The organism is Paenibacillus sp. Marseille-Q4541 (genome assembly GCF_018310695.1).
Classification (GTDB): Bacteria; Bacillota; Bacilli; order Paenibacillales; family Paenibacillaceae; genus Paenibacillus.
The window spans coordinates 26,995-49,848 of the sequence record NZ_JAGXCY010000025.1 but is presented as its reverse complement, the minus strand read 5'-3'; the positions used below and the strand labels follow the sequence as shown (position 1 = coordinate 49,848).

The 22,854-nt window shown below is 41.0% G+C and carries 23 protein-coding genes; 5 read left to right on the top strand and 18 right to left on the bottom strand.

From position 1 onward, the window contains the following. Window positions 1-37: 37 nt before the first annotated feature. From KFT32_RS20160 to KFT32_RS20145, 4 genes are all read right to left on the bottom strand, one after another. Window positions 38-1,462, bottom strand: a complete 1,425-nt coding sequence (locus tag KFT32_RS20160) for a DHA2 family efflux MFS transporter permease subunit (protein ID WP_211749300.1) — start codon at window positions 1,460-1,462, stop codon at window positions 38-40. 105 nt (window positions 1,463-1,567) lie between these two features. Beyond that, entirely contained in the window at window positions 1,568-2,137 is a 570-nt protein-coding gene (locus tag KFT32_RS20155; protein WP_211749276.1) for a TetR/AcrR family transcriptional regulator, read from the bottom strand. Window positions 2,138-2,313: 176 nt separating this feature from the next. Then, complete coding sequence (locus tag KFT32_RS20150; RefSeq protein WP_211749275.1) at window positions 2,314-3,972, bottom strand: ATP-binding protein; 1,659 nt, start codon at window positions 3,970-3,972, stop codon at window positions 2,314-2,316. Window positions 3,973-4,111: 139 nt separating this feature from the next. Then, window positions 4,112-5,548: a hypothetical protein gene (locus KFT32_RS20145; RefSeq protein WP_211749274.1), complete on the bottom strand. Its 1,437-nt coding sequence runs from the start codon at window positions 5,546-5,548 to the stop codon at window positions 4,112-4,114. Window positions 5,549-5,755: 207 nt separating this feature from the next. Between KFT32_RS20145 and KFT32_RS20140 the strand changes: the two genes are divergently transcribed. Next, a complete protein-coding gene (locus KFT32_RS20140; RefSeq protein WP_211749273.1) occupies window positions 5,756-6,598 on the top strand; it encodes a hypothetical protein in 843 nt (280 codons plus the stop codon). 106 nt (window positions 6,599-6,704) lie between these two features. Here KFT32_RS20140 and KFT32_RS20135 read toward each other — a convergent pair whose 3' ends face one another. The 4 genes from KFT32_RS20135 to KFT32_RS20120 all read right to left on the bottom strand — a co-directional run bounded on the left by KFT32_RS20135 (window position 6,705) and on the right by KFT32_RS20120 (window position 9,711). Continuing rightward, window positions 6,705-7,838 (bottom strand): DUF4179 domain-containing protein, encoded by a 1,134-nt coding sequence (locus tag KFT32_RS20135; protein ID WP_211749272.1) that lies wholly within the window; start codon window positions 7,836-7,838, stop codon window positions 6,705-6,707. After that, the gene (locus KFT32_RS20130; RefSeq protein ID WP_211749271.1) at window positions 7,807-8,394 is read right to left on the bottom strand and encodes an RNA polymerase sigma factor; all 588 of its coding nucleotides are present in this window, start codon (window positions 8,392-8,394) and stop codon (window positions 7,807-7,809) included. Before KFT32_RS20130 ends, KFT32_RS20135 begins: the two co-directional genes overlap by 32 nt. Window positions 8,395-8,552: 158 nt before the next feature. Then, window positions 8,553-8,789 (bottom strand): DUF6953 family protein, encoded by a 237-nt coding sequence (locus tag KFT32_RS20125; protein ID WP_211749270.1) that lies wholly within the window; start codon window positions 8,787-8,789, stop codon window positions 8,553-8,555. A gap of 103 nt (window positions 8,790-8,892) precedes the next feature. After that, the gene (locus KFT32_RS20120; RefSeq protein WP_211749269.1) at window positions 8,893-9,711 is read right to left on the bottom strand and encodes a helix-turn-helix domain-containing protein; all 819 of its coding nucleotides are present in this window, start codon (window positions 9,709-9,711) and stop codon (window positions 8,893-8,895) included. Between the two features lie 127 nt (window positions 9,712-9,838). On the opposite strand from KFT32_RS20120, the gene KFT32_RS20115 reads away from it, so the two are divergent. Both KFT32_RS20115 and KFT32_RS20110 read left to right on the top strand, forming a co-directional pair. After that, window positions 9,839-11,812, top strand: a complete 1,974-nt coding sequence (locus KFT32_RS20115) for a glycoside hydrolase family 127 protein (protein WP_211749268.1) — start codon at window positions 9,839-9,841, stop codon at window positions 11,810-11,812. Between the two features lie 94 nt (window positions 11,813-11,906). After that, the gene (locus KFT32_RS20110; protein ID WP_211749267.1) at window positions 11,907-12,437 is read left to right on the top strand and encodes a GNAT family N-acetyltransferase; all 531 of its coding nucleotides are present in this window, start codon (window positions 11,907-11,909) and stop codon (window positions 12,435-12,437) included. Between the two features lie 89 nt (window positions 12,438-12,526). On the opposite strand, the gene KFT32_RS20105 is transcribed toward KFT32_RS20110, so the two are convergent. Together KFT32_RS20105 and KFT32_RS20100 are read right to left on the bottom strand one after the other, a co-directional pair. Then, window positions 12,527-12,940 (bottom strand): gamma carbonic anhydrase family protein, encoded by a 414-nt coding sequence (locus KFT32_RS20105; protein ID WP_481856356.1) that lies wholly within the window; start codon window positions 12,938-12,940, stop codon window positions 12,527-12,529. Between the two features lie 262 nt (window positions 12,941-13,202). Then, window positions 13,203-13,961, bottom strand: a complete 759-nt coding sequence (locus KFT32_RS20100) for an SDR family oxidoreductase (RefSeq protein ID WP_211749266.1) — start codon at window positions 13,959-13,961, stop codon at window positions 13,203-13,205. A 198-nt stretch (window positions 13,962-14,159) separates the two neighbouring features. On the opposite strand from KFT32_RS20100, the gene KFT32_RS20095 reads away from it, so the two are divergent. Next, window positions 14,160-14,735, top strand: coding sequence for a TetR/AcrR family transcriptional regulator (locus tag KFT32_RS20095; protein ID WP_211749265.1), 576 nt, complete (start codon window positions 14,160-14,162; stop codon window positions 14,733-14,735). Window positions 14,736-14,799: 64 nt separating this feature from the next. Here KFT32_RS20095 and KFT32_RS20090 read toward each other — a convergent pair whose 3' ends face one another. The 7 genes from KFT32_RS20090 to KFT32_RS20060 form a co-directional block, all read right to left on the bottom strand. Beyond that, complete coding sequence (locus KFT32_RS20090) at window positions 14,800-15,366, bottom strand: NADPH-dependent FMN reductase (RefSeq protein WP_211749263.1); 567 nt, start codon at window positions 15,364-15,366, stop codon at window positions 14,800-14,802. Between the two features lie 16 nt (window positions 15,367-15,382). Then, entirely contained in the window at window positions 15,383-16,438 is a 1,056-nt protein-coding gene (locus KFT32_RS20085; RefSeq protein WP_211749261.1) for an LLM class flavin-dependent oxidoreductase, read from the bottom strand. Window positions 16,439-16,459: 21 nt separating this feature from the next. Beyond that, window positions 16,460-17,401 carry a ring-cleaving dioxygenase gene (locus KFT32_RS20080; RefSeq protein ID WP_211749259.1) on the bottom strand — a complete coding sequence of 314 codons (942 nt, stop codon included), beginning with the start codon at window positions 17,399-17,401 and terminating at the stop codon, window positions 16,460-16,462. A gap of 180 nt (window positions 17,402-17,581) precedes the next feature. Further along, entirely contained in the window at window positions 17,582-18,019 is a 438-nt protein-coding gene (locus KFT32_RS20075) for a MarR family winged helix-turn-helix transcriptional regulator (RefSeq protein ID WP_211749257.1), read from the bottom strand. A 77-nt stretch (window positions 18,020-18,096) separates the two neighbouring features. After that, a complete protein-coding gene (locus KFT32_RS20070) occupies window positions 18,097-18,546 on the bottom strand; it encodes an AraC family transcriptional regulator (protein WP_211749298.1) in 450 nt (149 codons plus the stop codon). Window positions 18,547-18,698: 152 nt separating this feature from the next. Further along, window positions 18,699-19,745 (bottom strand): hemolysin family protein, encoded by a 1,047-nt coding sequence (locus tag KFT32_RS20065; RefSeq protein ID WP_211749255.1) that lies wholly within the window; start codon window positions 19,743-19,745, stop codon window positions 18,699-18,701. A 71-nt stretch (window positions 19,746-19,816) separates the two neighbouring features. Then, window positions 19,817-21,115 carry a hemolysin family protein gene (locus tag KFT32_RS20060; RefSeq protein WP_211749253.1) on the bottom strand — a complete coding sequence of 433 codons (1,299 nt, stop codon included), beginning with the start codon at window positions 21,113-21,115 and terminating at the stop codon, window positions 19,817-19,819. Between the two features lie 411 nt (window positions 21,116-21,526). On the opposite strand from KFT32_RS20060, the gene KFT32_RS20055 reads away from it, so the two are divergent. Continuing rightward, on the top strand, window positions 21,527-22,522 hold the full coding sequence (locus KFT32_RS20055) for an LCP family protein (protein ID WP_211749252.1): 996 nt from the start codon (window positions 21,527-21,529) through the stop codon (window positions 22,520-22,522). A 102-nt stretch (window positions 22,523-22,624) separates the two neighbouring features. Here the strand turns inward: KFT32_RS20055 and KFT32_RS20050 are convergent, their stop codons facing one another. Then, window positions 22,625-22,837 (bottom strand): cation transporter, encoded by a 213-nt coding sequence (locus KFT32_RS20050; RefSeq protein WP_211749250.1) that lies wholly within the window; start codon window positions 22,835-22,837, stop codon window positions 22,625-22,627. Window positions 22,838-22,854 lie beyond the last annotated feature (17 nt).

The following is a 22,854-nucleotide window of genomic DNA, read 5'->3' as shown; positions in this document are numbered from 1 at the left end:
GCTGGCATTAAGCCAACAGGTTTCACTTCAATCTCTTTTACACCTTCACTCTTCTTACAAAGAGCGATATGATCAGTCCAATCATGGAGGCTATAAAGGCGAACATAAAAGCATTTTGTACCCCTGCCGCCAGTGCCTTCGACATGAAGATCGGATCAGTCATTTCTCCAGCATTACTTGTCATATACTTCGTCTGACCTGCCGACATAATACTGATCGCAATTGCTGTACCGATCGCACCAGCAATTTGTTGCAATGTATTCATCACGGCTGCTCCATCTGGATAGTGTTCTTTTGGCAGCTGGTTAAGACCATTTGTCTGTGCTGGCATCATAATCATCGCTACCCCAATAAAGAGACAGGTATGCATCACAATAACGGCAATGGTAGTAGTCTCTGTCGTTACATTCGAGAACAGGTACGTAAACACCGTTGTAATGATGAATCCAGGCATAACAAGTCCTCTTGGTCCAAACTTATCAAACAGTCGGCCTGTAATCGGGGACATGAGTCCATTTATAATTCCTCCTGGAAGCAGCATTAAACCAGCAGAGAAAGCTGCTAACATCAGTCCGCCTTTCAAGTACAACGGAAGCAAGATGGAAGCCGAAAGGATAAGCATCATACAGATAAATACAATAAGCACCCCAAAAGTAAACATACGGAATTTAAATACGCGCAAGTTGAGCATCGGCTGCTCCATGCGGAGTTGTCTTATTGTAAACAAAGTTAGACCGATGATTCCAAGAAGCAGTGGAATGATAACGAGCGGATCTCCCCAGGATCCTGCTCCTTCTCCTGCATTACTGAATCCATATACGATGCCGCCAAAACCAATAGTCGAAAGCACAACAGACAGAATATCAATCTTCGGTTTTGTAATGGTAGATACATTTTGCATAAATTTCAGTCCGAACAAAAATGTAAATAGGAGCAGTGGCAGACAGATCCAGAAGATCCAGTGCCAGCTAAGCTTATCGACGACGAGACCAGACAATGTCGGTCCGACAGCCGGAGCAAACGTAATGACAAGTCCCATGGTTCCCATAATGGTTCCGCGCTTGTGTGCCGGGAAAATCACGAGAATCACCGTTGTCATCAGCGGTAACAGTAACCCCGTTCCAATCGCTTGAATGACACGAGCAATCATCAGTACTGCAAAATTTGGTGCAATGGCAGCAACAAGCGTGCCAAGTATCGAAAACAGTAAAGACGCACTAAATAATTGCCTTGTGGAAAACCACTGCAGCAGCAAGGCTGAGATGGGAACAAGAATACCAAGTACAAGTAAATAACCTGTAGTTAACCACTGTACGGCATGGGTTTGAATACCAAAATCACTCATGATTTCAGTAAATGCCATGTTCAAAGCTGTTTCACTAAGCAACCCAATAAAGGCACCAATCATCAGTGCAATCGTAATGGGAATCGGCTTGATTTTAGGTTGTTCTAAAGATGACATTATTTGCTGACTCAAAAAAACACTCCTCTTCCAATTCATTTTTCTATATTTAGACCAGTCTATATAATATGCTTACAGGAATATGAAATTCCTGCCCCTAGGCTGTTATTTCTTAAGCAAAATCGGTATGTACTCCGCTACTACCTGCAATGGCTGACCATTCTTATTGGTGAGAGAACGTGTAATGGCCCCTTCAATCATATTATTGATGAGCACAGACAGCTTGCAAGCCCGGTCAGGTTCAAAACCTTCCTTAATCAAGCTTACGCGATAAAGTTCTTCCCACTTTTCAAAGGCTGCCAGACAAGCTAAACGTAAAGGTTCACTGATAAGCGAAGTTTCTGCAGCAACGATGCCGATCGGAATTCCTTCCAATGTATCTACCTTGTTAAAGCAATCTGCCATCTTAAAAATATGATTCTGAATTCCCGTTACTGCACTAATTTCTTGATTCATACTCTTCTTTATATCCGCTTCTACAAAATCGGCCATCATATGTACTGCCTCAATTGCCAGCTGTTCTTTGCCATTCGGAAAATGGTAATACAGGGAACCTTTTGGAGCTCCACTTTCTTTCAGAATCTGATTTAACCCGGTCGCATGATACCCTTGCAGGTGAAAAAGACGCGTAGCTGCGGCAAGGATGTTCTCTCTCGAGTCGTTTTTGGAATTCAATTTCATACCCCATTCCCATAAAATATAGTGACTGGTCTACTTATTATGAAGACTATTTTATTGTAAAGAGCCCACCACTCACTGTCAATCTATTATTAGTAAAAATAAACCAAGAAAAAGGCTCTCAATGTTCCACCTTGGACATTCAGAGCCTGTGTTATCTATTCTCGTTCGATTTATTTGCTTACCAATTTTCTAGTTTGATAGGCGATGAGGGCATTATATAATTGCAATCTACGTACAGGTTTGAATGTTAAGAACTCAAATCTCTTCTTCTGCTCTGCATCCAGCGTCGTTCCGATAGGAGCAAGAAGTGCGATCGGCACATCCCCACCAAGATACGTTCTGATGTCTGAAGATTCCTCTATACTAATATCCATCAGAATCAAATCATAAGATAACCCCGATTGTAGCTGCTGTAAAGCTTCTTCTGCTGATCCAGCCTCTGCCAAACCAATTCCCCAACTCTTCAGCAGTCTTCCTAACGAGTTCCTACTCGTGACATTATCATCAATAATAAGTACTTTCATCCCTTGGAGAACAGAAGAAGAAAAAGGGAGGTTTTCATATCCGATGTATTCTTTGAAGCCGAGTATGACATCGATCTTCGTCCCTTCTCCAACTTTACTTTGAACTTCAATCGAACCACCCATGAGGTTGACTAAATTTTGAGCAATCGCAAGTCCGAGTCCTGTCCCTCCGTAATGATGGACGTGGTCGGTCTCATGAGCCTGATAGTAATTTTGAAATAGCTGGGACACTTTGTCCTCGGAGATTCCCACACCGCTATCCTGAACGGTCAATTTCACATATACTTGCTCTTCGTCCGAGGCGTTTACAAGACAGAGGGATACGAGAATTTCACCGTGATGGGTAAACTTCACCGCATTACTAAGGAAATTGAGCAGGATCTGCCGTACTTTATCCGCATCACCCAATAAATAAGTAGGGATATCCGGTGCGACATCAAGAATTATCTCTACTTGCTTATCTAGTGTCTTGGGAACAATGGTGTAGATCAAGTCTTCTACCGTAGACACCATATCAAATGGGTCCTCTTCCAATACGGTTTTGCCTGCTTCTATTTTACTCAAATCCAAAATATTATTCGCAAGTACGAGAAGCGAGTTATTACTCGATTGCAACAAATCCATATATTGCCGCTGCTCTTCCGTGAGATCCGTCGTCTCTAGTAGTTCTGACATACCGATTGTTCCGTTAATCGAATTCCTTATTTCATGAGTCATCATGGCTAGAAATTCAGATTTATGTTGTGTCATCTGATCTGCTACTTGTACTTTATCACGCAATTTCTGGACTTGAAATTCAGCCTTTTTCTTATCTTGGTGCAAGCTCTGATTGCGGTCTACTTGAAGATCAATCAATCGTTCAAGTTCAATAATATAGGACAGAAACATCGCCATAGAAGAGAGCATTCTTACATCCTCTTCACTAAAAACCGTCATACTGTTTTCCAAAACGCATAGCGTTCCGTATAGTTGCCCACTTTTGTAGTTGATAGGCACCCCTATAAAAGTATGATCACCTATGGTTTGAGTGATATCCAAATCTTTCGTCATGGGATGCTCTGCTGTGTGTGGAATCACAATGGACCCTCTAGTAACCAAGCTGCAATAGGACTGTTCATATGGAAGACAAAGCCCCTCTTGCACAAGCACATCCGATTTATTAAATGCTTTTAATATTTTATTTGTTACTCCGTCGTTCGTAGCTATAAAAATAGCCTCTGCGTGAATCAGAGACTTTAATACATCAATAATATGACTAGCAGCCTCTTCAAAATTTTGAAAGAAACGTGATTTTTTCTCGATCATAGTTCACCTCTATTAAAATAAAGAACGAAGAAACCTAATCAAATTATACACTAATCACATAGATTTTGCCTGCTGGTAACCCTTACATATGGAATTCATTTTATTGTTTTTGTTTATATTGGGATAAAATTTAGCAAACTTATAGCGGAAAAGACCATTCTATATTTCCTATGTTTTTGTATCGTCCTATTCGCTTGAGTACCAAAATATCACCATCAGTTCGTTTATTCAGTCCTTCAATTACAAATTCAGAACCTTCATCTATGTTCTGCCCTTTTCCCGAAGGTGAGAAGGCTCCTCGGAAAGTCAGCTTGTATATTTCTTGGGAGTACTTTTTTTGCAGTATCCATTGGTCTTCCAACATATTGCCGGTCGTATAACCGTCTATTTTTAAGAACGCGCTTGGATTAGAGTCTTTATTTCCTGCATCTATCACTAAATCACGTAGATAGATTTGATCTCCTTCCCGATCAAACATCACTTCTCCGTCAGTCAGATCTTCATAACGAAATTCGATCATCGAATCATCTTTGACAGACAAAGACGCTCCATCCAGCACAAATGTGGCACCTTGCGGAATATCGATAAACGTATATGAGAAAAGAGCTATTCCCGCATTCTGATCCTTTGTCCTGCTTACATCCAGCAAAGCACTGATATGGCCAGGTTTCGTACTACCCACATTATGAATCTCTTTACCATCGGAATCTTCAAAGTGAAACATGAGCTCCTGAACGTCCATGGATTTATTACCACGAGATACCGACTCTACGTTGATTCTAGTGGAGGTTGCCGTATTAATGAGTTCTTTTACCCTTATAAAAACACCTTTCGTTACTTCGTATTCTTTATCTACAGGTTGAACTTCAATTATCTTATTCATATTCGTCATGTCTACAGTAAAATGGAAACTCCAGTCTCCATTCTGAACTTCATGATTCGTTCCAGATTCATTCAAGTAATAAATATTCCCCTCAATTTCAAGCTTATCTGTCCTAACTACTTCAGGGAAAACCGCACTTAACAAATAGAACTCCTTGGTTTTACCTACGTCCGACAGTTCTGCCACCACATTGCCTTCTCCATCCTTAACAACAATATGATTATCTTTACCAAGACGAAGTTTATCAGGTACAGGATTTCCTTTTTTGTCTGTAATCTGGAGTGCCATTACGATCCTTAAATTATCTGCACTCACTTCCTTGATTTCAAGGTGATATCCCCCATCCGTTACGGAAATTTCTGGGTTAAACATGGATCCTGCCGTTTGCCCGCGCAACAAGCCTTCGTCTGTTATACCTGTGGCGGTCAGTGCGACGTAAGAGTCCGGGGGTTTAGGGAACGCAATATAAATGAGGACAAGCAGGGTCAAAATGACCACTCCTGATAATGCATATCCAGCGATTCTAATCCGTACAGATTTTGATAATCGCTTCTTTGGATATTTATCTATACTTGTTACGTTATCCTCGTGAAGGTTTTCGGGGCTTAAATAGCCGGGTTGATAAACCGCCTGATTTTTTAAAAATAGCGATATGTACTTCCCTCTTCCCCTGCTCATCTCCTGATAATTCATATAACAATGCTCACACGACTCTATATGCTCACTAATTTCTCCATCTGTTAACTCATCCGTTATAAACTTCTCCATCTGAGAAGTAGTTAAGCATCTCATTCTTAAAACCTAGCCTTTCTAGTTACCTAAATATATGAAAATGATAGACACTCTACTTAATACAGTGTTAATATGACTTGGATTATACAAATAATGGAGGTATTACATGTGAAATACGCGACTAGATTTTGCTATGTTTTGGTATTATTTCTTATCTTGAATACATCAATGAGTACAGCTGTAACCGCAGCACCCGTAGATTCAAACCAAGAAGAAGCTCTACAAATCGCTAATGCATATCTTGATGCATTACAGAACAACGATGTAGATCGTATGATGCGGTATTCTTATGATTTGAATTATATCAACGAAGAAAGTAGAAGAGAAGGTTATAACAGATTTGCTACAGATAGTTTGGATCATTACAGGGTAGAAAGTATTAGCAAGGTCGATGATCAGGAATATGAAATTGAAGTCCAATATACATATACGGATGTCCAATCCTACCCGCTCATTCCTTATACCGTCCTCAACACGAATGATGGCTGGAAGGTCATTATTAAACCGCTTGAAGTCAATCTAAATCCAGACTCATCCGAATATATGAGTATAAAAGATGGGGTCCCGGTATACCAAATGACACCTGATGAAGGTAAGTTATTCGCCGCGCCAAGAGCAGCTGTTGCCTACTATTCTTTTGATTTACAAAGCAGTACTCCGTTGCTTGGATCAAGCTCTTTTAACATCACGCAAGGGACCGTTACAATTAACGGCTATCAGTCAGACCGTGTCTCAAGTTCCAAAGCATCTGTAAAGTATGAAATCGTGAAGCCTCTTTCAAGCGGAGCGGTTAACTGGTATGGTCAAAAAACAATAGCAGGTTCTTATCCGCAAAATGGCTCCTGGTATAGTAGTCAAATTTCGCTCAGTGCTTCACCGATCACGGATGCTAGGGTAAGAATAACGAACCTAAGTTATGACGTCTATGGGGCAGGTAACGTGTACGAATAAGATGTACGGATAAGCTACAATACAATTAAACAAGATAACAACGTAAAAAAACCTCCAGAACACAATCTGGAGGTTTTTTTCGTGGCTCGTCATAAATCATATTGTTCTAATCCACACGAATTTCAAATTCAAGTTCAGGTATCATTTCCTTTACAATTTCCCCGTCTTGATCATAGAGGTAAGCTCCTTTTTCTACTTTACTATATTGGGGTAAGTACGGCTTGATTATGATTTTCTCTGGTTTTGAAGGAAACGGCTCAAACCGCAAATCATATATAAAATCGCCTTCATCTGACAACTGGCCGCCACTGCCATTTATCTGGCTAAGCTCATTCCCCTTTTCATCCCACACTTCGTAATCTAGACCTGTAGTTAGAAAATCGTACGAAGTACCACCAGGAAAAGATTGACGGACAATCAGACTCGTTGTAATCGGTGTTAACTCTAGCTTCTCTAGGGTAATCGTAAATATCTTATAAGCCTTTGATTGCTCGTTCGTTAGGAGCGCCGCTTTTTCACCCGTACTTACACTGACAGGTACGGTGAAGAGAAAAGGCTCTTTAAACTGTGCCATTTGAATCGTTACCGTCATTTCAAAGGAACTCGGGAATGGTTTTCCGCCTCGGTTCTGCATGGTCATGAGTTCAACAATAACAGAATCATCATCGACTCCTGGTTTCGTAATGATCGGAATGTTGCTATAACGAGGAGCATATTGGTCTACATCCTTTCCGTTAATCTGAACATCCATATGCTGAATATCATCTTGTAGCTCTCGCATTTCTTTGATGTCAGTCAGACTAGGATTCGTCTGCTCTAAGCTGAAGGATACCCGCGTACCGTCATAAATAATTTCCGGAATCGTGAGTGTCGTATCGTCCTGAGTCGCACTGACTGCAGGATGGATCGTCAGATCTTGCTTATGCGCAACATTAAGACCTAAATCGCCGGCAAATTCAAAAATACTTCGGATGAAAGGAGCCTGCTGCAAAGATTGAGCCATTGCTGGAGAAACCACTATACTTCCAATGAGAATAAGCAAAGCAGCTATTATTGTCAGAGGAATCATCGGTCGAAGGAACTTAAAATAGTTTTTCAATCGTCTAGGAGATTCTATACGTTGCTCTCTATGTACTTTTGCCATAATGTCATCTGACAGATCTCGATTCATCATCGTATGGCGAATACGAACCATGTACTCGTCCAATTCATCCTCTTGTAGTTTTGAGCGAAGGTTCATGTGTTAGCCCCCCTTTTCCCTTCTTTTTTATTAGTTTCTTTCGAATCCGTTCATATCTTTTTCTCGCACTGGCAGAAGTAATATGAAGTACTTGACCAATCTCTTCATAGGAGTACTCCTCAACTGCTCGTAAGACCAAGATATGTTTCTCATCAAACGTTAGCATTTCGATCAAATCAAGCAAATCATCCGACTGATGCTGAACAAAGGGTCTAACGGTTTGTGTGTTTTGAAAAATGCGAAACAGCCGTTTGTCTCGAGCATGCTTTTTGTTAATATTCATACAGTGATTGTAGGCAATTCGGTAGATCCAGGCCGTGAAAGAAACCTTTTTTTCATATTCCGTAATATGTTGATAGGCTTTAAGAAAAATATCCTGAACCGCATCCTCAGCCTGTCCTTTATCTTGAAGTAAATAATAGCAGTAGATATACAGCGATTTCTGGTAGCGTTCAATGATCAACCTGTATTTCTCCGTATCTCCCTGCTTGATCGCTGCTATTCTATTTTCTATATCCTCGTTATCATTCGTACCGTGTTCAGATGAGTTCAACATAGTCCCTCCTTTCTTTTTTATCTATATAACAATCCAAAACTTCGATATGTGACAGTTCATTCGATTAACATACAAAAAAACCACGCCCATATACGCTGGTCGTGGTGATCCATCTCAATATCATATGTTACGTTTTTAAAAGTTTTCGTTCAGCCCTTCTATGTCCATCCCCACATGAATCCATCACGATCCCATGCAATCCGGCCCTTATGAAGTTTACGAAAAGCTTTCTTCACTTCTTTCTCAAGTGACGCATTTCCATTCTCATTCACAAAAACAAATTCCTCACCAAAATGCTCCCGTACATATTTAATGGCATCTTCTTGATATAAATTGCCCTTAAACCTGATTTCCTCAACCATCCACTCCGCTACCTGTTCAGCTGTATATGTCATCCTTTATCTTTCCTTTCAGTACCTGTTCCACACAAGTTTCACTTTATTTTAACACATAACCGGTTCCCTTGTTTCTAACTACCTACTCTCTCAGTACATCATCTTACTCCTTATTCAGTGTTGTCAGACGGAACGCCCTTCGGTAAGAGGTAGGTGTCACACCGGCTAAACGCTTAAACCATTTGGCAAACTGCTTATCATCCTGAATACCTACGAGCACCGCGACCTCTTTTATATGTAAATTTGTACCCGTTAACGCTTCCTTAGCTGCATCCAGTTTTAATCGATGAATGTAATTTAGCAACCCAAAGCCGAATCTTTTCTTGAACATACGGGACAAGTAATCTTTGTTATATCCCATATGATTCGCAATTTTCTCAACAGAAATATCTTCACTCAGCGCATGCAGGCGAGTCCATTCGAGCAGCTCGGGGAGCTGTGGATCAAGTGCTGTATATTCATCCGCATCCCGAAGCTGTTCTGCCAATTCAATGAGAAGTGAGGTCAGAAAATAGTCCCCAGCTCTTCGAATTCGGTAGCCCCCGCTCGCAGCATGTAGAAGTTGACGAGCCAGAATATGAACTCTCGTCGAATTGGGACATCCTGAATATCTTGGAATTTGACCGTATGATTCTACTCCGGAAGGAACCTGTTCAGGCAATAAAAAATGAAACCAGTAAAAAGAAACTCCGGGCTGAGAAAGCTTGTACCCGCGATGTCTTTCCCCCGGTTCAAGGAGAAGTATATCTCCTTCCTTCACTTCGTACATGAGCCCGTTGACTTCCATGAAGATCACTCCGGATACGCCGATGATCAATTCGTAATCTTCAATGGTTCGATCCATATGTGACCATGTTTCATCCGATAAAAAATGTCCTCCTCTAATAAAATTGTAGGGTTGCTGTAAATATAGAGGCAGCAAGTTCTATTTCCCCCTTCTTCTTTAATGAGGTCAGTTTTTGACACCTATTATACCTTACCTTCTACCGACAAAGATATCATTCTCGCTTATGATGAGGTAAATAACCAATGAAATGGAGAGTGTAACCATGAACAAGTTATTCAGCCCATTTGCTTCTCAGCCTTTACCATTAAAAAGCGTAACGATTAACGATTCCTATTGGGCTCCTTATGTCGATCTTGTCAAAGGCACGGTCATTCCATACCAGTGGGATGCGCTCAATGATGCTATCCCTGATGCGGAACCAAGCAGTGCGATTCGCAACTTCCGAATTGCTGCAGGATTAGAAGAAGGCGACTTCCATGGTTTTGTTTTTCAGGATTCCGACTTATATAAATGGCTGGAAGCTGTTGGCTTCTCTTTATCGACTACGCCTGATCCGGATCTTGCCAAAGTAGCGGATGGAGTAATTGATCTCATTGCCGCTGCACAAGATGAAGACGGTTACATTAATACGTATTTCACTGTCGTTGCACCTGATAAACGTCTCACCAATCTGCATGACTGTCACGAGCTGTATTCTGCCGGACATCTCATTGAGGCCGCAGTAGCTTATTACGAAGGCACAGGTAAAACAAAAATCCTGGACGTTGCGAAACGACTAGCTGACTATATTGATCTTCACTTTGGCCCAGAGCCTGGCAAGATTCGAGGTTACGATGGTCATCAGGAAATTGAACTTGCCCTGATTAAGTTGCATCAAGTTACTGGTGACGATAAATATTTGAATCTCAGTTCCTTCTTTATCGACGAGAGAGGTACGGAGCCTAGCTTCTTTCACGCCGAATGGGAAAGCCGTGGACGTACCTCTTACTGGACAGGAAATGCGGTACAAAAAGAGGCTCCGTCCCTCGAATACTGGCAAGCACACAAACCGGTTAGAGAACAGGAAGTAGCCGTAGGTCATGCCGTGCGTGCCGTCTATATGTACACAGCTATGGCCGATTTAGCCATCCTAAAAGGAGATAGTGAACTGCTCTCTGCTTGTAAAAGGCTATGGAATAACATTGTTCACAAGCAGATGTACATCAATGGAAGCATCGGCTCTACACATCACGGGGAAGCCTTCACCTTTGACTATGATCTGCCCAATGATACAAATTACTCGGAAACTTGTGCATCCATTGGCCTTATTTTCTTTGCTAGACGCATGATTCAGGCAGAGATGAAGAGTGAGTACGCCGATGTCATGGAACGGGCACTATACAATACAGTGACAGCCGGCATTGCAGGAGACGGTAAACATTATTTTTATGTTAACCCGATGGAAGTATGGCCAGAAGCTAGCAAAGGAAATCCGGGCAAACATCATGTGAAGCCTGTTCGTCAAAAATGGTATGGTTGTGCTTGCTGCCCTCCAAACGTTGCCCGTTTGATCTCTTCTCTTGGCTCTTATATCTTCACATCAAGCGATGACACGCTGTATACCCATCTGTATATCGGCAATGAAACACAGGTGGCGCTTGGTTCTAGCAAAGCTACAATAAAGCTCACAAGTGAACTACCTTGGAATGGCCTTGCAGGCTTACAAATGGAGACGGTCGAAGGTGACGGCTTGTTTACCCTCGCAGTACGTGTGCCATCTTGGTCTGAGCAGATTTCCTTCACCCTGAATGGAGAAAAGGTGACGGCTGACCTAATTGATGGGTACGCTTATTTCAAGCGTACATGGGAACAAGGCGATCAACTAGCGATACACTTTGATATGCAACCTAAGCGGCTGTATGCCCATTCAAAAGTACGGGCAAATGCAGGGCGAGTCGCTCTTCAGCGCGGTCCTCTCGTATATTGCCTTGAAGAAATGGACAACGTTTCACCGCTGACGACCGTTCGTCTGCCTGCCGATGCCGAAATTCGGGAAGTAACGGGCGTATGGAATGATGAAGTCGTGTTTTTAGAAATGGACGGCATCCGGCAAGAAGAAATTACGGGACAAAAAGAATCGCTGTACTCTACTGCACCGCCGAAACAACAAGCGCAGCGCCTTCTTGCTATTCCGTATACGCTATGGGGGAACCGGACACCAGGGGAAATGCAGGTCTGGATCAGAGAACAATCCTGAATAAATTCATTTTCTTAAATTCCCAATAATTTACTTCCAGTAGATCACTCTCTGGTAAGATGGAAATATATCTTTTTACCAAAGGAGTGATCCCTTGTTTCCGGTCCTAGAAACCCAAAGACTTTTCTTACGAGAGATAACGATGCAGGATGCGATTCCTATCTATAGCTATCTCTCCTTGGATGAAGTGACTCGCTATTATGGGAGAGAAAGTATGGAAAGCTTAGAGCAGGCTGAAGAAATTGTGGCCTTGTTTGATACGAATTATAGGGACAAACGGGGGATTCGCTGGGGAATCGAAAGAAAAGATACCGGACAGTTTATTGGAACCGTTGGCTTTCATTCATGGGTCCCAAGACACCGCCGAGCAGAGATCGGATATGAAATTCATCCCGATCACTGGAGAAAGGGCTACGCCTCTGAAGCCATTAGAGAAGCCATCGCCTTTGGTCACGATACCATGAACTTAAGCAGGATCGGAGCCATCACTTTTATCGATAATGAAGCGTCGGGTCAGTTGTTATTGAAACTGGGGTTTGAAAAAGAAGGCGTGCTACGTGACTACATGGTCCATCAAGGGGCATCTCATCATGCATTTATTTACTCTCTTATCCATAGAGGTTGATGTGACCTTGGCATATTTTGAAAAAGAGCCTTGTCTATTGAGACAGGGCTCTTTAGAGTGAAGTTCATTTCAGGAACATACAGATATTTCTATGATGGTTCCATCTGCGCTTTATAGTTCTTACCATTCTCTACATAACGCATGGCATTGCTGTGCATCTGAATGATCTCCTCTTCACTGAGTTCACGCACAACTTTGGCAGGTGTGCCCATAATGAGTGACCGGGGCGGAAATTGCTTCCCTTCCGTTACTAATGAACCCGCTGCTACTAACGAATCTTCTCCAATCCTTGCCTTGTTCATAATAATGGAGCCCATCCCGATTAATGCTCCCTTGCCAATGACACATCCATGCAGAATCACGTTATGCCCTATCGTCACTTCATCACTCACAAGTAAGGGGAGGCCTTCATCGGTATGACAAACCGTTCCGTCCTGCACATTGACCCGATCTCCAATATAGATGGAATCATAGTCTCCCCGTAGTACGGCCTGAAACCACACAGAAGAATCCTTACCAATCGCTACACTCCCGATAATCGTTGCATTTGGTGCAATAAAGCAACTAGGATCAATCTGTGGTGTCTTATTTTGAAATGAAAGGATTATAAACGTTCCTCCTTAAAAAGTAGATGCTGCTTTCTTTTTAATATAACATCATTTCATTATTATAAATCAGGAGATTCAGCGCTATTTTATCCATACGTAAATAAAAAAATCCCGCCGAATTTGGCAGGATTTTGGGTGAGATTCACTAAACTTTATCTTAATAAGAAGTCCAACCGGAATCAGCAGTAATTACCGTTCCGTTTACAAAACTGGATTCGTCAGAAGCAAGGAATAAAGCAACCTGAGCAATTTCCTCTGGTTTACCAAAACGAGGACTTAATGCCATACCTGCTTGGGTACGACCAATCCCATACTCATTGATACTTGTCATAGAAGAGTTAATGTTTGTTTCTACACCACCAGGTGCGATTGCATTACAGCGAACTCCTTGTGGAGCATACATGAAACCTGTATTTTTCGTGAAACCAACTACTGCATGTTTAGAAGCCGTATACGTTGCACCTGCACGAGCACCATTCAGTCCGCCTGCGGAAGCAATGTTAACAATAACCCCTTTTTGTTTTGCTAAGAAAATAGGCATTACTTTACGGGTAGAACGCATAACGCTTGTTGTATTAATTGCAAAGATACGTTCCCATTTATCATCTTCAATATCGCCGGCAGGTTCAAAGTTATCCATAATACCAGCGTTATTAACAAGAATATCTACAGTACCAAATGTACTTACCGTCGTATCAATCAACGTATCGATATCTTCTTGTGAAGCTACGTTCGTTTTGATAGCGAACGCTTCTCCGCCTTGGGATTTGATCTCCTCTACCGTGGTGTTTGCTCCTTCTAGATTCAAATCCGATACAACTACTTTTGCTCCTTCTTTTGCATATAGAATAGCAATTGCTTTGCCCATACCAGAAGCTGCTCCTGTGACAACTGCGACCTTGTTCTGAAGTCTCATTTTATATTCCTCCTAGTTTTGAATGCGTTTTCAGATAGAGGTGCCTAATGAACAATTGTTCATTAACTTCCTCATCTATATTATAATAACAGCATACGATGCTCTTCAATCATCAAAAGGTTTGCGAATTGTTCACTAACGTACATTTCTGGTCAATACTGTTTATTATCAATAGAGGAAATATAAGGAGTTTGCTGAATGAGTAGCCCAAACAATCAACTGGATCGAAGAATTATCAAATCAAAAGATGCTTTGCATGATGCGCTGTTACATTTGATGCAGCAAAAAGAATTCAAAGAGATTTCAATTACCGATATTGTAAAACAAGCTAACCTAAATCGAGGAACCTTCTACAAACATTATCAGTATAAAGAAGATCTATTAGAGGAAATTATAGATGATGTGATCTCCGACTTAATCTTTTCCTACCGAGAACCTTATCAAAATATGGAGCACTTCAGCATCTCAAATTTAACCTCGGCCGCAATTAAAGTGTTTGACCATGTATATAATCATTCGAATTTCTATGAGCTTATCGTTAAAAACAACAAGTTTAGCGGAGGACAAACGAAAATATGTACTGCCCTCAAAAATTTAGTCTTAGAGAATTCGGAAGAACATCAACCGAACACAGAAATAAATCGTGATCTTCAAGCAAGCTATGTAGCCTATGCGATTTTCGGAATGATCGTCGAGTGGATTAACCATGACTTTACATACAGTCCGAGCTATATGGCAGAACAGCTGCTTGCGATGATTAAACAAACGGATTAAACGTAGTTATTAATAAAGGTCCTTGCATTAAGATTGCAAGGACCTTCTCTGTTCATACATCGATTTAAAAATCATACTTCGCATTTTTTTCTTCTTGCATTACCTTCACCGCATGAACATGTAATACGGTGTCTTCGACTAAACGTTCCAGCCGGAAAAGAACATCATCATTTACAATCTCTTTGCGGTGGAAATCTTTTTCTTCTATGAATACATAAGTCGGCACGATTTGAGCTTTCATATAAGCTAATATCGGTTTCAGTTGCTGTTCCACCATCAAATAATGCTTTGGTGTTCCTGCGGTTACGAGTATGCTAACGACCTTATCGCGAAAAGCATTTACAGGCAATAAATCAAATATATTTTTCAGTGTTGCTGGAATCGAAGCTTGAAATACAGGTGTACCGATAATCAGAGCATCTGCTGCCATAATCGTTTCCGTTACATATTTGGTATCCCCTTCATATTCCCAATAATTGCGGCCATCACTGAAGACCATATCGTATTGTGATAAGTCAACCAATGTAATCTCGGCATCTGGATATTGCTCCCGTGCTTTATCCAGTGTGTAATTGACCGCTGTTCTTGTTTTGGTACCTACACTTGATCCTGCAATTCCTACAATTTTCATGTCTATTCCTCCCTACTCATTTTGCAGTGTGTTTTTTAACTTCAGGCATAATTACGGTTGCAATCAGCTCAATATTTTTCATTATTTTATCCATTGGCAAACCACCAAAATCGATTTGAGCCATGAAACGTTGTTGATTATATAGTTCGTGTTGATATAGCATTTTCTCAATGATCTGCTGTGGACTGCCAATCATTAAGGCATCCCTATAATCCGTTGCTTGAGCAAATTGTTGCTTCGGATAGCCCCCACCTTTCAAGGCTCTCATCCCTGCATTGATATAAGGATAATATTCACGCAAAGCATCCTGAGAGTTCTCTGCCGTATACAGCAAGCTTGTTGTTGCAACCGGTAATATTTTTGGATCAAAGCCACTATGCTCTGCTGCCTTACGATACGCATCCACGGATGGCTTGAAGTTCATTGCAGGTCCTCCAAGCGTAGTCAGCATCATGGGCACACCTGCAAGTCCTGCTTTTATTGCACTAGCTGGAGGTCCACCTACTGCACGCCATATCGGCATTCGACCTTGCAAAGGTTGTGGTAATATGCCCGCATTTTTCAGCGGTGCCCGGAACTGGCCTTCCCAAGTAACGGATTCTTCCTCATTTAGTTTCATCAGCAGTTCCATTTTTTCTTCAAACAATTCCTCATAATCTTGAACATCATAGCCAAGTAAACTATAAGCTCCAACTCGGGACCCGCGTCCTGCAACAATCTCTGCTCGGCCGTTCGATATCAAATCAAGCGTTGCAAAATCCTCATACACACGGACAGGATCGGATGTGCTTAGTACCGTTGCTGAACTCGCTATTTTTATATTTTTTGTAGCTTGTGCGATAGCTCCAAGAATAACGGTATGTGCCTGTGTCGCAAAATCAGCTTGATGGCTTTCACCAACGGCGAATACGTCCAGACCAGCCTCATCTGCCAGTTTACTAGCTTCAATTAATTCATGAATACGTTGCCCGGCAGGAACACGTTTCCCTGTCATGGGGTCAATTAAATGATCCCCTATGGAATATAAGCCAAATTCGATACCTTTGTTTGCGTCAATACGATATTGTTCCATCTTTATCTCTCTCCTTCGTAATCAATCGATTGGTTGTAATTTCGCTTCAATTTCAGCACGTTTTTCTTCTAAGAATGGGGGTAGGTCCAGAGCTTTTCCTAGTGACTCCACACTTGCATCAGCAGTGAATCCCGGCCCATCTGTCGCCATTTCGAATAAGATACCGTTAGATTCACGGAAATATAAACTTTGGAAGTAGAAACGATCTACGATTCCCGAGGAACGGAAACCATGTTCTTTTACGACTTGATCCCAGTAGCGTAGCTCTTCTTCGTTCTTCACACGAATCGCGATATGATGAACGCTTCCTTTACCGGGTTTCTCAGTAGGGCCATCTTGTTGTTTAACTACAATTTCCCCCAAAGTCTGTCCGGCTACGGATTGATATATCACTTCATGCTCCGAACGGGATGCCTCTACATAACCGAGCATATCCTTCAATGTTTTACCTAATCTATCTACATAACGTACCGTTAGTTCAATGGAGCCGAGCCCCAAAATACGATGCTCTACAGGCACCGTGGAATCTTCCCATGCGGACCAATGTTCAGGAATTTCTTTGCCCTCATTATTGAGCAGCACCATTCGCAGGCCTTCGTTATCTTCAAAATGCAGCGCATCTTTCCCCGCATATTTTGTGAATTCCCCGTGATGTACGTCTAGTAACTCGAATCGATTTTTCCAAAAAACCAAACTCTCATAGGAAGGAATAAGTAACCCAATTTGGCTAATGCTATTGGTTCCACGAATCGTTCCTCCTGCCCGAGGCATTTCAAAAAAGGAAAGCTCAGTACCTGCCCCACCGGTTAAATCCCCGTAAAAAAGATGATACATGCTCGGGTCATCTTGATTGACCGTCTTTTTCACTCGGCGTAAGCCTAATACTTGCTCATAAAACCGATTATTCTCTTTTGCGTTTTTAGTTAGCATGGAAACATGATGATGACCAGAAATGGTATACATAATTATTCCTCCTTTTATTAATTGACTAATCAAGTGATGTTGTAAAAAAAATTACCTCTATGAATCAATTTCATAACTCATTACAACGATGAAATCGAAAGTATATAGAGACCAACTAAACCATTTTGATCTATATATACTCTTGATTGAAGCAACTAAAGGTATTATAAAATTGATTCTCTATGGTAACTCTTTTTTCTGACTATGCTTGTGAACACGTGTCATTAAACGATATAGTGTCTTCTTCTCTTCTTCATCTAGTACTTCATCAAAGAAGGAAGATTGAAATGCAATTTGGTGTAACGTTGCTTTTGACAAAGCCTTTTCGCCTTTTTCCGTTAGACGAATGGTCTTCGTTTTCCATTGTTGCTGACGCTCAATATACTTCTCTTTCTCGAGCCTTACCAGCATGCGGGAGATTCCTCCCTGTGTCACGGTTACTTTCTCAGCAAGTTCTGACTGTGTCAGTGGCTGATAAACCGATATCTGCATAAGAACATCGAATTGAGCTGTCGTTAGATCAAACTGTTTTAAAAACTCATTCGATAATTGATTGCTCTGGTGAGTAAAGCGCACTAGACGTAACCATATTAGTGAACCTAGTGTATTTTTCTGCATTTTCATCACCTCGAATCGTTGTTTCTATTATCACTTTACTACTCAATTGATAAATAAGCAAGCTTTTTATTTTAAATTTAAGACTTTATAGGTACACAGATTTCGCAAAAATCATTATTCATATCGCCAATGTATCTTTCTAATATCGGTTTGTCGTCAATTTGATACCCGCTGTTTTGTATAGCTGGAAAAATTTCAGCCCAAGTTTTTTGTATCTCTTCCGCCGTATGTTTGACTTGGCAAACCACATATTCCCCACCAGCAAATTCACCTTCGGTAATAGAATCATCCATTTGAAAATCTTTTGAGATGACAATACATGCATCATATCTACAGTTTTCAGGAAGTGTTACTGTAGGGTTATCTTGTGGAATTCCAAGTAGGATTGTCGATGCAGTAAGTAGATTTTTTCCCTCTGCCCATTTTTTTAACTTTCCCATCGCTTGAGTGTTAGTAGAACCATATGGACCAACTTGTCGTACATGGGCAATACGATAGTTTGGAATCATTTCGACTTTCATATTCATCATTTCTTTTCCCTTCTTTCTCTTCAGATGGTTAACCTATTTCGAATGCTATCATGGTATAAAAATATATTCATTTGTTTTTTTTGAATCGATATATCGAGGAGCATGATGAAAAAAACCTGCCAGATCATCAAATGATCTAGCAGGTTTTTTTAGGTCAACACAGCTTCGTCACGAATATCTCCTACAATTTCTTCTAAGATATCTTCCATCGTAACGAGCCCAATGATTGCCCCTTCTTCATTCGTTACAGCTGCCATGTGAACACGACTTTGCTGCATTTTTATTAGAACATCTTTAATTGAAGCCTTCTGTGAAAAGCGAGGCATATCATGAATATAGTCACTCATTCTACACTCTCTTCCAGCAGCGATACTCGTCAGCATTTCTTTAGTGTTAATAAATCCGATAAATTTATCCTTATGTCCTTCTTCTATAACAGGATAACGGGTGTATTCATGCAAGTTTAGAACTTCCATCATCTTATCAAAAGACATTTCTTTGTCTAAGGTGACGATCTTATCTCGCTTGATCATAATTTCTTTGAGCACTCGCTCATCGAATGCAAAAATATTTTCCAAATAATCAAGTTCCGTTTCGTTGATTTCTCCGCTCTCATAACTATGAGTCACGATCAGCTTCAGTTCCTCTTCAGAATACACAGACTCGTGGCCAGCAGGTCTTACCCCAAACATACGAAGCAAGAGCCGGGCAGACCCATTCAGTGCATATATGAAAGGATACATGATTTTACCGAACCAATAAAGTGGTGTCGCAAGTAGTAATGTCATCTTCTCAGCAAATTGAATAGCCAACGTTTTCGGTGCCAATTCGCCTATGACTACATGCAAAAACGTAATGATAGCTAAGGCAATCGTATATGAAAGTACAGTTGCCACAGCTGCTGGTACATTAAAATGATCAAATATCGGATGCAATATCTTTTCAACGGTCGGTTCACCCAGCGCACCAAGTACGAGAGCTGTTATTGTAATACCTAACTGACAGGCTGATAAATAATAATCCAAATCATGAGCCACTTTTTTGGCGATAACTGCTTTTTTATTCCCATCGGCGATCAGTTGATCGATCCTCGACATCCGAACTTTAAGAATCGCAAATTCAGCTCCAACAAAGAAAGCCGTGAGTCCAATAAATACAGCAACCAAAAATAAGTTTAACGCAATTATTCCGTCCAATTCGTTCCCTCAACTGAGGGATTCACCTCCAAGAAATTGTTCTTACTTCTTTTCATTAAAAGAGAATCCCTCTAGCTATGCCGAAGAATAACTTTTTTAATCTGGTAGTTATCCATCTCTGCTACAGTCCACACATATTCTCCATGTACAATTTCATCGCCGATTGTAACGGTCGACCCTTTCTGATATTGAATCCAGCCTCCGATGGTATCCATCTCTTCATTTCCCTCAAACAAGAGTCCAAACTGTTTCTCCAGTTCAGCAAGGAGTACACGTCCGTTTATTACATACTCCCGATCCCCTGTTTTCTGTATATCGGCTTCTTCATCCGCATCAAATTCATCACGAATTTCGCCAACAATTTCTTCTAGTATATCTTCCATGGTAAGAATGCCCGAGGTACCGCCATACTCATCAATAACGACGGCCATATGCACTTGTTGTTGCTGCATTTTGATCATGGCATCCTGAATCCGCGTGTTTTCAACTACATAGGGAAGTTCCCGGATAAAATCAGCAAGCTTCCGTTCTTTTTTAGTAACAATAAAGGGCAGCATTTTCTTCACATTGACAACCCCAACAATTCGGTCCTTGTCCCCTGCCTCAATGACAGGATAACGGGAATAGTTATTCTCATCTAGAATACGGATAATATCTGTATACTGCATATCCATATCTAACGTAATCAGTTCCGTCCTTGGAACCATAATGTCTCTGGCAACACGCTCATCAAAAGAAAATACATTTTCCATGTAAGCAAGCTTCGTTTGATTAATTTCGCCACCTTCAAAACTTTGGTTCATAATAATCCGCAGCTCATCTTCCGAATAGGCTTGGTCATGTCCTGCCGGCTTAACACCAAAAGCACGAAGAAGGATACGTGAAGATCCGTTTAATGCCCAAATGAATGGATACATAACCTTACCAAACCAATACAAAGGTCCCGCAAGTAGCATCGTCATCTTCTCAGCATACTGAATCGCTAACGTCTTCGGTGCCATCTCTCCCACTACAACGTGCAGAAAGGTTACGAAGATAAAAGCAATGGCATATGAAGCAGCAGAAGAAATCGAGGCAGATACATGAAAATAATCAAAAAGTGGATATAATAAACGTTCAACCGTCGGTTTGCCCAGAGCTCCAAGCCCAAGTGCCGTAACGGTAATACCTAATTGGCAGGCGGAAAGATAGTAGTCAAGATCGGCAACGACCTTTTTTGCCACAATCGCTTTTTTATTGCCTTCTGCAATCATTTGATCGATTCGAGACATACGTATTTTAACAACAGCAAATTCCGATGCAACGAAAAAAGCCGTAAGTCCAAGCAAAATAACAAGCAAAAATAAATTCGTTATCGTTACAATGTCCAACAAGTTCCCTCAGATGAGGGATTCACCTCCACAAGTTTTCATTCTAAGTGATTTTCAGATTGTCGGTAGCATAAAGAAGACAACCCGCTCTGAAATACATATGATATGCATTTATCCATAATCCATTCTTTAAACGGTTTACATCCGTAATTTGATAAAAATGTACAAACGCCTTCCCAATAGCTCTACCTCCTCTTTCGTTATCTAGATGGAATGAAATACTCGAACCATACAGTAAAACGTCACGGTTTGAGTGTTTCAACAATACCACAAAATCAACAATTTTCTTAACTTACTTTTATTACAATTTCGTAAGATAACTGTAAGTTAAACCATTAGTTCGTCATCGCCGCATTTTTTATAATTAAGTTTAGTAATTAATCTTACTTGATTTGAAAGGATAATCACCTGATGACCAAGAAAAAAAAGCAGACTATTTTTACCGTTATCGCATTGATTACACTTGTTGCTTTATTTGTTGGAGGTTATTATTTCACCTCTATTGCTAATGAACTCGGCGATTTGCAAAAAACAGGGACTGACTCCCCGTTTTATAACCTTGAAAAGGTAGATCAAGAATCTGCCACAGAGCCCCCGGTATGGGAAGGCGATGAACCCGTAAACGTGCTCCTCATGGGAGTAGATGCAAGAGGTTTCTCCGAAGGGGAGATTCCGAGGTCTGATACCATGCTCGTTGCTTCCATAAATCCTGTAACCAAAAAAATATCCTTGTTCTCTCTTTTACGTGATACGTATGTTGCCGTTCCGGAGCATGGAAATAACCGCCTTAATACTGCCATTACGCATGGTCCAAACATAGCTATGCAAGCGGCAAGCGATCTCTTGGGTATTCCCGTTCAGTATTATGTTTACACCGATTTTCAAGGGTTTATCAAACTCGTGGATGCAGTAGGCGGGGTTGATTTTGAGGTAGAAAAAGATTTGTACTATGTAAGCAAGGCAGATAACCATGAATATGATATTGATCTGAAGCAGGGAATGCAGCATCTTGATGGTGAAAAAGCATTAATGTATGTACGTTTCAGACATGATGCCATGTCCGACTTCTCTAGAACGGAACGCCAGCGCGACCTGCTAAAAGCGATTGCTGACAAACTGAAAACGACGACATCGATCGCCAAGCTTCCTTCCATCTTGAATGAAGTTAATCCATACATTGATACGAATCTGAAATTTAATGATATCTGGAAACTTGCTTCCCTTGGGTTTCAAAGCAGTCTTCAAGCAAGTGAACAAATCCCACCAATGAATATGCTCGAGGAGAAAAAAGTTGGCGGTGCAGCTGTTCTGGCAGTTAAAGACTCAGATGAACTTAAAGCGTATGTACAGGAAGTTCTAAGTACTGGAGAAACATCAGAAGATGCAGTTTCAATTACTAAATATTAATCCAAACAGATAGCCTACAAAAATAACAGTAAACAGCTGTTTCCCGGTATTCTAACGGAAAGCGGTTGTTTACTGTTATTTATCATATTCAGCCATCATGATTTACTTATTAAGTATGGCAACGTCATATCCTTTTGCTTTAATAGCTTCTTTAATTGTGGATACTTCTGTATTCGTCTCATCAAATTTCACGTCTACCGTACCTTCATCAAAGTTAACTTTACCTTCAGCGCCGATGGTATCCAATGCGCCTTCTATTTTTTTAATGCACGAACGGCATGACATACCCTCTACTTTAACGGTTACTTCTTGCATAGGATTCACCTCCTTTC

What these genes read in the sequence shown, in the direction of transcription:
- KFT32_RS20075 (WP_211749257.1), bottom strand. Translation starts at nt 18,019, where the DNA reads ATGCAGAAAAATACACTAGGTTCACTAATATGGTTACGTCTAGTGCGC.
- KFT32_RS20130 (WP_211749271.1), bottom strand. Translation starts at nt 8,394, where the DNA reads ATGTTGAACTCATCTGAACACGGTACGAATGATAACGAGGATATAGAA.
- KFT32_RS20090 (WP_211749263.1), bottom strand. Translation starts at nt 15,366, where the DNA reads ATGAAAATTGTAGGAATTGCAGGATCAAGTGTAGGTACCAAAACAAGA.
- KFT32_RS20115 (WP_211749268.1), top strand. Translation starts at nt 9,839, where the DNA reads ATGAACAAGTTATTCAGCCCATTTGCTTCTCAGCCTTTACCATTAAAA.
- KFT32_RS20100 (WP_211749266.1), bottom strand. Translation starts at nt 13,961, where the DNA reads ATGAGACTTCAGAACAAGGTCGCAGTTGTCACAGGAGCAGCTTCTGGT.
- KFT32_RS20070 (WP_211749298.1), bottom strand. Translation starts at nt 18,546, where the DNA reads ATGAATATGAAAGTCGAAATGATTCCAAACTATCGTATTGCCCATGTA.
- KFT32_RS20160 (WP_211749300.1), bottom strand. Translation starts at nt 1,462, where the DNA reads ATGTCATCTTTAGAACAACCTAAAATCAAGCCGATTCCCATTACGATT.
- KFT32_RS20150 (WP_211749275.1), bottom strand. Translation starts at nt 3,972, where the DNA reads ATGATCGAGAAAAAATCACGTTTCTTTCAAAATTTTGAAGAGGCTGCT.
- KFT32_RS20125 (WP_211749270.1), bottom strand. Translation starts at nt 8,789, where the DNA reads ATGACATATACAGCTGAACAGGTAGCGGAGTGGATGGTTGAGGAAATC.
- KFT32_RS20095 (WP_211749265.1), top strand. Translation starts at nt 14,160, where the DNA reads ATGAGTAGCCCAAACAATCAACTGGATCGAAGAATTATCAAATCAAAA.
- KFT32_RS20135 (WP_211749272.1), bottom strand. Translation starts at nt 7,838, where the DNA reads ATGAACCTTCGCTCAAAACTACAAGAGGATGAATTGGACGAGTACATG.
- KFT32_RS20145 (WP_211749274.1), bottom strand. Translation starts at nt 5,548, where the DNA reads ATGAATTATCAGGAGATGAGCAGGGGAAGAGGGAAGTACATATCGCTA.
- KFT32_RS20055 (WP_211749252.1), top strand. Translation starts at nt 21,527, where the DNA reads ATGACCAAGAAAAAAAAGCAGACTATTTTTACCGTTATCGCATTGATT.
- KFT32_RS20085 (WP_211749261.1), bottom strand. Translation starts at nt 16,438, where the DNA reads ATGGAACAATATCGTATTGACGCAAACAAAGGTATCGAATTTGGCTTA.
- KFT32_RS20080 (WP_211749259.1), bottom strand. Translation starts at nt 17,401, where the DNA reads ATGTATACCATTTCTGGTCATCATCATGTTTCCATGCTAACTAAAAAC.
- KFT32_RS20050 (WP_211749250.1), bottom strand. Translation starts at nt 22,837, where the DNA reads ATGCAAGAAGTAACCGTTAAAGTAGAGGGTATGTCATGCCGTTCGTGC.